At 66.7% G+C, this 8,180-nt stretch carries 6 protein-coding genes, 1 other RNA gene and 2 pseudogenes; 4 read left to right on the top strand and 5 right to left on the bottom strand.

Annotation, left to right across the window (positions count from 1 at the left end; translation table 11 throughout):
• Positions 1–9 precede the first annotated feature (9 nt).
• Together XAXN_RS13090 and XAXN_RS13095 are read right to left on the bottom strand one after the other, a co-directional pair.
• Positions 10–1,089: pseudogene (locus XAXN_RS13090) on the bottom strand (TonB-dependent receptor); the annotation flags it as partial.
• Between the two features lie 198 nt (positions 1,090–1,287).
• Positions 1,288–1,725 (bottom strand): DUF2946 family protein, encoded by a 438-nt coding sequence (locus XAXN_RS13095; protein WP_054319855.1) that lies wholly within the window; start codon positions 1,723–1,725, stop codon positions 1,288–1,290.
• Positions 1,726–2,030: 305 nt separating this feature from the next.
• Between XAXN_RS13095 and XAXN_RS13100 the strand changes: the two genes are divergently transcribed.
• Together XAXN_RS13100 and XAXN_RS21505 are read left to right on the top strand one after the other, a co-directional pair.
• Complete coding sequence (locus XAXN_RS13100; protein WP_054319856.1) at positions 2,031–3,227, top strand: sensor histidine kinase; 1,197 nt, start codon at positions 2,031–2,033, stop codon at positions 3,225–3,227.
• A gap of 757 nt (positions 3,228–3,984) precedes the next feature.
• A non-coding RNA gene (locus XAXN_RS21505) (sX9 sRNA) lies at positions 3,985–4,058 on the top strand.
• A 13-nt stretch (positions 4,059–4,071) separates the two neighbouring features.
• Here the strand turns inward: XAXN_RS21505 and XAXN_RS13105 are convergent.
• Positions 4,072–4,353, bottom strand: a complete 282-nt coding sequence (locus XAXN_RS13105; RefSeq protein WP_054319857.1) for a hypothetical protein — start codon at positions 4,351–4,353, stop codon at positions 4,072–4,074.
• Positions 4,354–4,361: 8 nt separating this feature from the next.
• Positions 4,362–5,345, bottom strand: a complete 984-nt coding sequence (locus XAXN_RS13110; protein ID WP_054319858.1) for a LysR family transcriptional regulator — start codon at positions 5,343–5,345, stop codon at positions 4,362–4,364.
• A 163-nt stretch (positions 5,346–5,508) separates the two neighbouring features.
• Between XAXN_RS13110 and cobA the strand changes: the two genes are divergently transcribed.
• Positions 5,509–6,711, top strand: a complete 1,203-nt coding sequence (gene cobA, locus XAXN_RS13115) for a uroporphyrinogen-III C-methyltransferase (protein WP_134980397.1) — start codon at positions 5,509–5,511, stop codon at positions 6,709–6,711.
• Between the two features lie 16 nt (positions 6,712–6,727).
• Positions 6,728–7,687: a cysteine synthase A gene (cysK, locus tag XAXN_RS13120; protein ID WP_054319859.1), complete on the top strand. Its 960-nt coding sequence runs from the start codon at positions 6,728–6,730 to the stop codon at positions 7,685–7,687.
• A gap of 281 nt (positions 7,688–7,968) precedes the next feature.
• Here the strand turns inward: cysK and XAXN_RS13125 are convergent.
• Positions 7,969–8,180, bottom strand: a pseudogene (locus XAXN_RS13125) (transposase); the annotation flags it as partial.

The raw sequence follows: 8,180 nt of genomic DNA on the forward strand, positions 1-8,180 counted from the left end.
TGATCAGCGTTGCCCTAAAGTGCGATACCGCTGCGACTGATTTTCCTGCCACTGCGCATCCACCCCCGCTTCCAGGTTGGCCTGCAGCGCGCCCCAGTCCGGCTGCCAGTTGCTACGCAGCAGCAGCCCGCGATGGGTTTCGTCGGTATCGCGTTCCTGCTGCAGCCCGGCCGCAGAAAACCGCACCCAACGTTGATTGCGGTAGTCGTTCTGGTAGGCCTTGGCGCTCCATTGCGCCTGCTCGCCGAGCGCACCGTCCGCATGCAACGCGGTCTGGCGCAGGCGACGCTCGCTTCGGTCGTTCTGCGCATAGTCCGGCGAGCTGCGCGGCGCCGCACGCGCGGTGGCGGCATCCAGGTAGCCGGCTTCCAGCGCATGGTTGTCGTAGTAGCGCGTGGTGAGCCCTGCGCGGAATGCACCGTCCGGGTCGGTGTAGAACCACTTGCCCGCCACGCTGCGTTTGCGCGCGTCGGCATGATCGCGATAGCCGTCCGAGTCGCGCCAGGCCAGCACATAGTTCTGGCTCCAGGGGCCGTGTTCGAAACCTTTGCCCAATTGCACCTCGCGCGCATCGAAGCTGCCGCCCGTTACGCTCAAGCGGCCGTCGTTGCCGCCGGTACGGGTGAGCACGTCCACGCTGCCGGCGATGGCATTCAAGCCATAGCGCGCGTCGTTGGTGCCGCGCACGATCTCGATGGCGCTGATGTCCTGCGGAAACACTGCATCCAGATACGGCATGGCGCCGGCATTGTCGTTGCTGGGGATGCCGTCGATCAGCAGTTTGACCGCATTGATGCGCCCCTCGCCATTGAATCCACGGAACGAAAAACGTCCCGCATCGGTGCCCATGCGGAACTGGGTGAGCTGCACCCCGGGCGCGCGCATCAGCAGTTCCCAGCTGTAGTCCACATGCTGATCGTGCAGCAGTTCGCCGCCGATCACATCCACCGAGCTCAGCACGCGCGCCGTGCTCGGGCTGCGCTGCGCGTGTTCGCTCACCTGCACCTGGCCCAGCGTCAGTGCCGCGTCTTGCGCCTGCACATCGCACGCAGGCCCCCACACCAGCGCCAACGACGGCGCATACCACATCGTTTTCAACAACCGCAAACGCATGACCAACCCTTCGCCGTGACTGCACGGCCACACAGCCGTGCGCTGCCACCATCGCGGCGCGCATCGGCATTACTCGAGAAGTAAGAAGCGGGTCGCCCGCTATGCCCGGCAGCGACGCCGAAAACCTCAGGCGCGCACGAGGCATGCTGCATGGACGCCCGCACCGGGGCCACCTTATGCGGCAAGCGGTGGCCCACGTGCGCCGAGTGCGGCCCATCGAAAGACCGAGCGTGCGCTTGCCTGGGGGAGTGCCGGAGCCGGCATCGGCCGCAGCTGCAACAGGCACAGCAACGTCACGATGAGCAATGGCAGCAGCCGTACGGCCAAGACGCAGTAATCGCAGGCTTCGCCGTGCGTCGCTGCGTGGTGGGTGCCGGCGTGCTGTGTCTTCGATACGGCGCCGGAGTGCGCGTCGGCAGCCATACCGGGCGGCGGGGTTCGATGACCGGCATGCAGCGCGCGCGCTGCAGACAGTGCCGGAGCCCCCATGCATATCGGCTCGATCAGCTGCGCCTGGCTCCAGCGGCTGATCAGCGGAGCGACCAGCATCAGCGCCACCGCCAGACAGGCAAGCAGGGGCAACAACCGGTGGCGACGGGACAAACGCAGCATGCGTCGAAGTGTAAGCCGCCACGCAAGCCGGGGCGATGATCGCGGCCGATGCGCGACCGGATGTCGCACCTGGCTGGACCGGTCACACCCGGACAACCAGCGCGCAGACATGCGCCGGGGCCGGCACGCCACAATCGGATGGGCCTGCCGCCGCAGCCCAAGCCCAAGCCCTGCAGCACACCGACATCGCCCGCGAGCCGCTGTCCTGGGCGACAGTCACACTTTCGTTCCTCCTTCGTGACCGCAGACACATGACGGGCCTTGGCATGCTCTATGCTTGCCAATTCCACCCTGTAGCTGCGCGCATGAGTACCGTCCTGTCCGATCGAGCGGCCGAACCGCTGCCCTGCGCACCCAAGCCCCCCAGCGAGGCACTGCGTCTCCAGGCGCTGCGCAGCTACGGCATTCTCGACACCACGCGCGAAGCGGCCTTCGAAGACATCACCCGGCTCGCCTCGATCATTTGCCAGACGCCGATCGCGCTGATCAGCCTGGTCGATGCGGACCGCCAGTGGTTCAAGAGCGAGCTCGGGATGGGCGAGCGCGAGACCCCGCTGTTCAAGTCGATGTGCGCGTATGCGCTGCTCGACAACGATGTGCTGGTGGTGCCCGACACGCGCGAAGACATCCGCTTTGCGCGCAACCCACTGGTCACCGGCGAAGCACCACTCTATTTCTACGCAGGCGCCTTGCTGAAAACGCCCGACGGCTTGCCACTTGGCACGGTCTGCGTCCTGGACCGGAAACCGCGCCAGCTCACCGACGAGCAGGTGGAAGCCCTGCGCGCACTGGCACGCCAGACCATGGCGCAGCTGGAATTGCGCCGGGCATTGGCGATCGCCGAGGAATCGGATCGCTACCGCAGCCGCCTGATGGCCATCGCCGGGCATGATCTGAAGACTCCGCTGCGCACTGCCGCCTACGCCATCGACAAGATGCGCCGGCACGCCAACGTCGATTCCATCCCGACCTTGGTGACCGCACGCGATGCGATCAGCCTGGTCGGCCGCAGCCTGGACGAGCTGGCCACGCTGGCCGCCGCAAGCGAAGCGGCCATGCCGGACCTGCAGCCGCTGCAGCTGGAAGACGTGCTGCATTCGGTCCTCGGCGTGTGGCGTCAACCGGCCATCGACAAGTACCTGGCCCTTCGCTATGTGCACACCTCGCTACGCGTGCGCAGCCACCCCACACTGCTGACCACCTTGATCGGCAACCTGGTCGGCAATGCCGTCAAGTACACCGAACGCGGCCGCGTGCTGGTCGGCACCCGCCGCCGCCCCGGTTTTGCGGAAGTGGACATCATCGACAGCGGCATCGGCTTGAACATGGACCAACCCGAGCAGATCTTCCAGGCGTTCCGCCAGGCCGATCCCCGCAGCGACGGTTTGGGCATCGGCCTGTGGATCGTGCATCGCACAGCCGAGACATTGGGCTGCGAAGTGGAGGTGCGTGCGCGACCGCAAGGCGGCAGCTGTTTTTCGGTGCGGATTCCATTGGCTTGAGGGTTTGTGGCTCGCAACGTGTTCGGGCACTGCGCGGCGAACGCCTGGGTCTGACCGGTTGGGGCACCCTTGTGGACAGACCAAAACGCGCGCGCGCATTCCGCCGAGCCGACGTTGCAGCTACCGGCACTCGACACCACGCGAACGCACGCCTCAGCGGCGACCGCTGAGACCCGGCAACTCGCCGCAGATGGACGAATCCGGCACCGGCGCTGATCGCGCACCGCCTGCAGCCCAGACGGCACGTCTCGGCGCTGTCGCATCTTCAACCGATGTGTTACTGCGAAACACAAAAAAAGGCGGACCCAGGCTCCCGACCCGGGTCCGCCGCCAAGCATGCCGGGCCTCTCCCCAGGGACCCGGATGCGCCAGCCGCTCGGTGCACAGCCTCGTGCAACAGTGATGCGACAGCGCTAGCAACCGGTCCACGACACCGCGAAACACACCGGCAATGCAATCCCCTGCATCGCCAGCTCTGCGCCGTCCACCCCTAGACGTCCGAGAGTGTCGTGTCATGGTTGCTATAAGGGTTTTCGACAACGCAGCGCGCAACTTGATATGCCCGGTCGACGCCGACTGCGTCGCCCTGACACGGGTAGGGAAAATCACCCACAGCCCACGGTGATGCGTAGCCGGGCACGCGCGCATCACCTTGATCTTGCTGACATTTTTCTGCGTCAACTGCGCTGCAACGCAGCACCGAGGTCATCGCGAACGCACCGATGACACGGCCGGGCAGCCAATGTTTGGAACGAACATGCGCGCACGTCCACTCCGGCTCGCATGCGCCGTCCCCGCCGCCTGACGACTGCTCGCGACAGTGTGCTAACGCTATATCCCGGCCTCAGACGTCGGACGCATCCGCATCCTGGCGCGCGAACCACTTCGCCGAATGCACATCCTCGGCCGCAACGTCCAGCGCCTTGCGCAGCACTTCCAGCGGAATCTGCACGCGCATGCTGCCCGCCTGCACCGCCACCCATAACGCTTCGTCGCGCGGGTCGGCCAGCACCGTCAGCACCTCATGCTCGCGGCCCTCGATACTGGCCGACAGTTGCAGCGACATGCCGCCGTCCGGCTCGGACGACCACAGTCTGCTCAGTGGAGGACGCAGGGGCTCGGTCATCGTGCCGCTCAGCTGGTGATGGTCTGGGTCAGCGATTCCCAGGTCGGCGGCAATGGCCAGTTCGGCGCCTGATTGCCGTCCAGCACCCGGCGCAGATCGCGCTTGTCGATTTGCGGCGCGAGCACATGCACCAGATCCAGGGCGTAGTCGCGCAGCACGCGGTCGCGCGGCAGCACCGCCCAGGCGATGCACTCGGCAATCGGCGCGGGCGCCGGCCAGGCGCGCAGATCCTCGTCGAAGGCGTTGACCGCCATTTCCGCAACCAATCCCACGCCAAGCCCTGCGCGCACATAGGTCTTGATCAGGTCGGCATCCAGCGCAGTCAGCGCGATGCTCGGCTCCAGGCCCACCTGCGCAAACGCGCGCTGCAGCGAGGAGCCCGGCCGACTGGACGATTCGTAGCTGATCAGCGGATGCTCGGCCAGCGCCTGCATGTCCGGCGCCGTGCGCGGGTGATCCAATGCATGCCCCCGCGGCACCACCACCAGCCGCCGCCACCGGTACAGCGGCACTGCGATGCCGGCGCTCGGCTCGCCACCGGCGGTACTGACCACCGCAATATCCGCATCGCCCTGGCTCAGCAGATCCAGGGCCGCACTTTCGGCGGCCTGCTGCAGATGCACGCTCACCTGCGGGTAGGCATTCTTGATCTGCTCCACCGCCGGCGGCAGCACGAAGCGCGCCTGGGTGTGGGTGGTGGTCAGGGTCAGCTGGCCCTGGCTTTCGCGGCGCTGGTTGGCCGCATAGGTCCGGATATTGTTGGCCTCCGACAATACCGCGCGCGCGCGCTCGATCACTTCCACGCCGGCCGGCGTCACTGCATCCAGGCTACGTCCCTTGCGCACGAACAGCAGAAAGCCCAGCTCGTCCTCCAACTGCTTGAGCTGCTTGGACAGGCCGGGCTGGGTCGCGTGCACGCGCGCGGCAGCCAGGGTGATGTTCAGCTCGGCATCGGCAATGGCCACCAGATAGCGAAGTTGGGTCAGCGTCATGGCTTATATCCAAAAAAGCGCGAGGCGCTACAAGGGCTTCGACTGTAGAGGAGTTCTGCGGCCAGCTTATAACCGAACGCTATTTTTGGGATGGATGAAGTCATTTCCGACGGCTATAAGGCGGCGTTACGGTCTTGCGCTCCCTCTTTGACGCTGCCGAACCGTGACTCCTGCGTTCCCGCTGCTTGCCGACCTGCGTGGCCGTGCCGTCCTGGTGGTCGGCGGCGGTGCCGATGCCGAACGCCTCACTGGCCAGTTGCTGCAGGCCGGTGCGCTGCCGCTGGTGGGTGCGCCCGAGCTCACTGCGCAGTTGCGGCACTGGGCGCAGGCAGGGCAGCTGCGCTGGTTGGCGGGGCGGTTCGACCCATCGTGGCTGGCGCAGCCTGACCAACCGCTGTGGCTCACCATCGCCGCCAGCGAATCGGCAGCCCTCAACGACGCCCTGCGTGATGCGGCGAGCGCCCACCGCTTGCTGACCCACAACGCCGCGCCTGCGGCGTCCGCAACGGTTCCTGCGCGCGCGCCCACACCGCGTGGCGCAGTTGGCATGCTGGCCCCTGGCAGCGTGAGTCTGGTCGGCGCCGGCCCCGGCGATCCGGGCCTGCTCACCCGGCACGCGCTACGCGCACTGCGCCAGGCCGAGGTGGTGTTGCATGATCGCCTGGTCAGCCCGCAGATCCTGCGCCTGGCGCGGCACGGCGCATGGCTGATCGAGGTGGGCAAGTCGGCGCACGGCCATAGCACCCGGCAGGAACAGGTCCACGCCCTGATGCTGGAACACGCCCGCGCCGGGCGCCGGGTGGTGCGGCTGAAGGGCGGTGACCCGTTCGTATTCGGCCGCGGCGGCGAAGAGCTGGAATTCCTGCGCGCGCACGGCATCGGCTTCCAGGTGATTCCCGGCATCACCGCCGCCATCGCCTGCGCCGCGTATGCAGGCATCCCGCTCACCCACCGCGACCACGCGCAATCGCTGCGCCTGATTACCGCGCACTGCAAGGATTCGCTGGACACACTGGACTGGCAGGCGCTCGGCCAGGAGCGGCAGACGCTGGCCTTCTACATGGGCGTGGCCGGCCTGGACGCCATCCAGCAGCGGCTGCTACAGGCCGGGCGCGCAGCCTCCACCCCGTTTGCGCTTGTCGAAAACGGCTCGCGCCCGCAGCAACGCGTGATCACCGGCACGCTCGCCAGCCTGGCTACCAGCGCCCGGCAGCACGCCGTGGCCGCACCGGCGCTGCTGATCCTGGGCGAGGTGGCGGCGCTGGCGCAAACGCTGCAGTGGTTCGGCAGCGCGCCGCTGAGCGCCTCGCCGCCGCACTCACCCGGCGCAACGCCCCACACGCCCACACTGGCCCACGCAGCCTGATTCCGACGGAGACCCCATGGCCCTGTACGACAACATTCTCGACACCATCGGCCGCACCCCGGTGGTCAAGCTTCAACGCCTCGCCCCGGACAACGTGACCTTGTACGTCAAGGTCGAATCGTTCAATCCCGGCGGCTCGGTCAAGGACCGGCTGGCGCTGGCGATCATCCTGGACGCCGAACAACGCGGCCTGCTCAAGCCCGGCGACACCATCGTCGAAGCCACCTCCGGCAACACCGGCGTGGCACTGGCGATGGTGGCCGCAGCGCGCGGCTACAAGTTCGTCGCCACCATGGTGGAAACCTTCTCCATCGAACGCCGCAAGCTGATGCGTGCCTATGGCGCCAAGGTCATCCTGACCCCGGCTGCCGAGCGCGGCAGCGGCATGGTGCGTAAAGCGAAGGAACTGGCCGAGCAGCACGGTTGGTTCCTGGCCAGCCAGTTCGCCAATCCGGCCAACCCGGCCTACCACCGCAACACCACCGCTGCCGAAATCCTGCGCGATTTCGCCGGCCAACGGCTGGACCATTTCGTCACCGGCTGGGGCACCGGCGGTACCCTCACCGGCGTGGGCGAGGTCCTGCGCGTGGCCCGCCCGGAAGTGCGCATCACCGCCTCCGAGCCGGCTGGCGCCGCCCTGCTGCAAGGCCAGGACTGGAAGCCGCACAAGATCCAGGGCTGGACCCCGGACTTCGTGCCCGAGGTGCTCAACCGCGAGGTCGCCCATGAGGTCCTGAGCGTGGAAGACACCGACGCCATCACCGTCGCGCGGCGCCTGGCCACCGAAGAAGGCATTTTCACCGGCATCTCCGGTGGTGCCACCGTCGCCACCGCGCTGCGCGTGGCCGAAGGTGCCAAGCCCGGTGCCGTCATCCTGGCGATGCTGCCAGACACCGGCGAACGCTACTTCTCCACCCCGCTCTTTGCCGATATCAACGAAGGCTCCGACGACGACTGGCTAGCTGGCCTGCCCTGATCGGTCACGAGAGGGCCGCGATGTGGAGGTCACGCTGATGCGCGGCCTTCTTTTTCGGGACCTGGAACCGGGACCAGGCACCGTAAAGGCGTCGAGGTGTGCGACATGTTCGTTGGATCGACTGCCTGGCTTGCTCTGCGGCAAGGCTGCCGCCTGGATGCTAAGGGTCGTATCGATGTGGAACGGAATCCGGAAGAGCGTTGAAGCGCGCACACGGCGGTGGACCGAGTGCTCTGGAGTACTACACAGGGTGAACTCGCATTCCTGATTAGCCCTATCCCTCAGCCATGAAAGTTGCTTGCCGTACGCAAAAAACGCGCTCTGGGCAAGCTTTACAGCGCATCAGCGCCGTCGCCAGTCGCGGCAGCATCTGCTCCAGATCGAATCGACGGTTGAATCGATAGGCCGCTTCGGCCAAGTAGCGCCGCGCATATTTGGCTTGGCGCACCGCATGGTAGGTGCCGCTGATGGCACGTTTGACATTGCCCAGCAC

Source organism: Xanthomonas axonopodis (assembly GCF_001304695.1).
GTDB lineage: Bacteria > Pseudomonadota > Gammaproteobacteria > Xanthomonadales > Xanthomonadaceae > Xanthomonas > Xanthomonas axonopodis.

Bases quoted from the DNA above. Each gene is read 5' to 3' on its own strand.
- XAXN_RS13095 (WP_054319855.1), bottom strand. From the start codon at position 1,725: ATGCTGCGTTTGTCCCGTCGCCACCGGTTGTTGCCCCTGCTTGCCTGT.
- XAXN_RS13100 (WP_054319856.1), top strand. From the start codon at position 2,031: ATGAGTACCGTCCTGTCCGATCGAGCGGCCGAACCGCTGCCCTGCGCA.
- XAXN_RS13105 (WP_054319857.1), bottom strand. From the start codon at position 4,353: ATGACCGAGCCCCTGCGTCCTCCACTGAGCAGACTGTGGTCGTCCGAG.
- XAXN_RS13110 (WP_054319858.1), bottom strand. From the start codon at position 5,345: ATGACGCTGACCCAACTTCGCTATCTGGTGGCCATTGCCGATGCCGAG.
- cysK (WP_054319859.1), top strand. From the start codon at position 6,728: ATGGCCCTGTACGACAACATTCTCGACACCATCGGCCGCACCCCGGTG.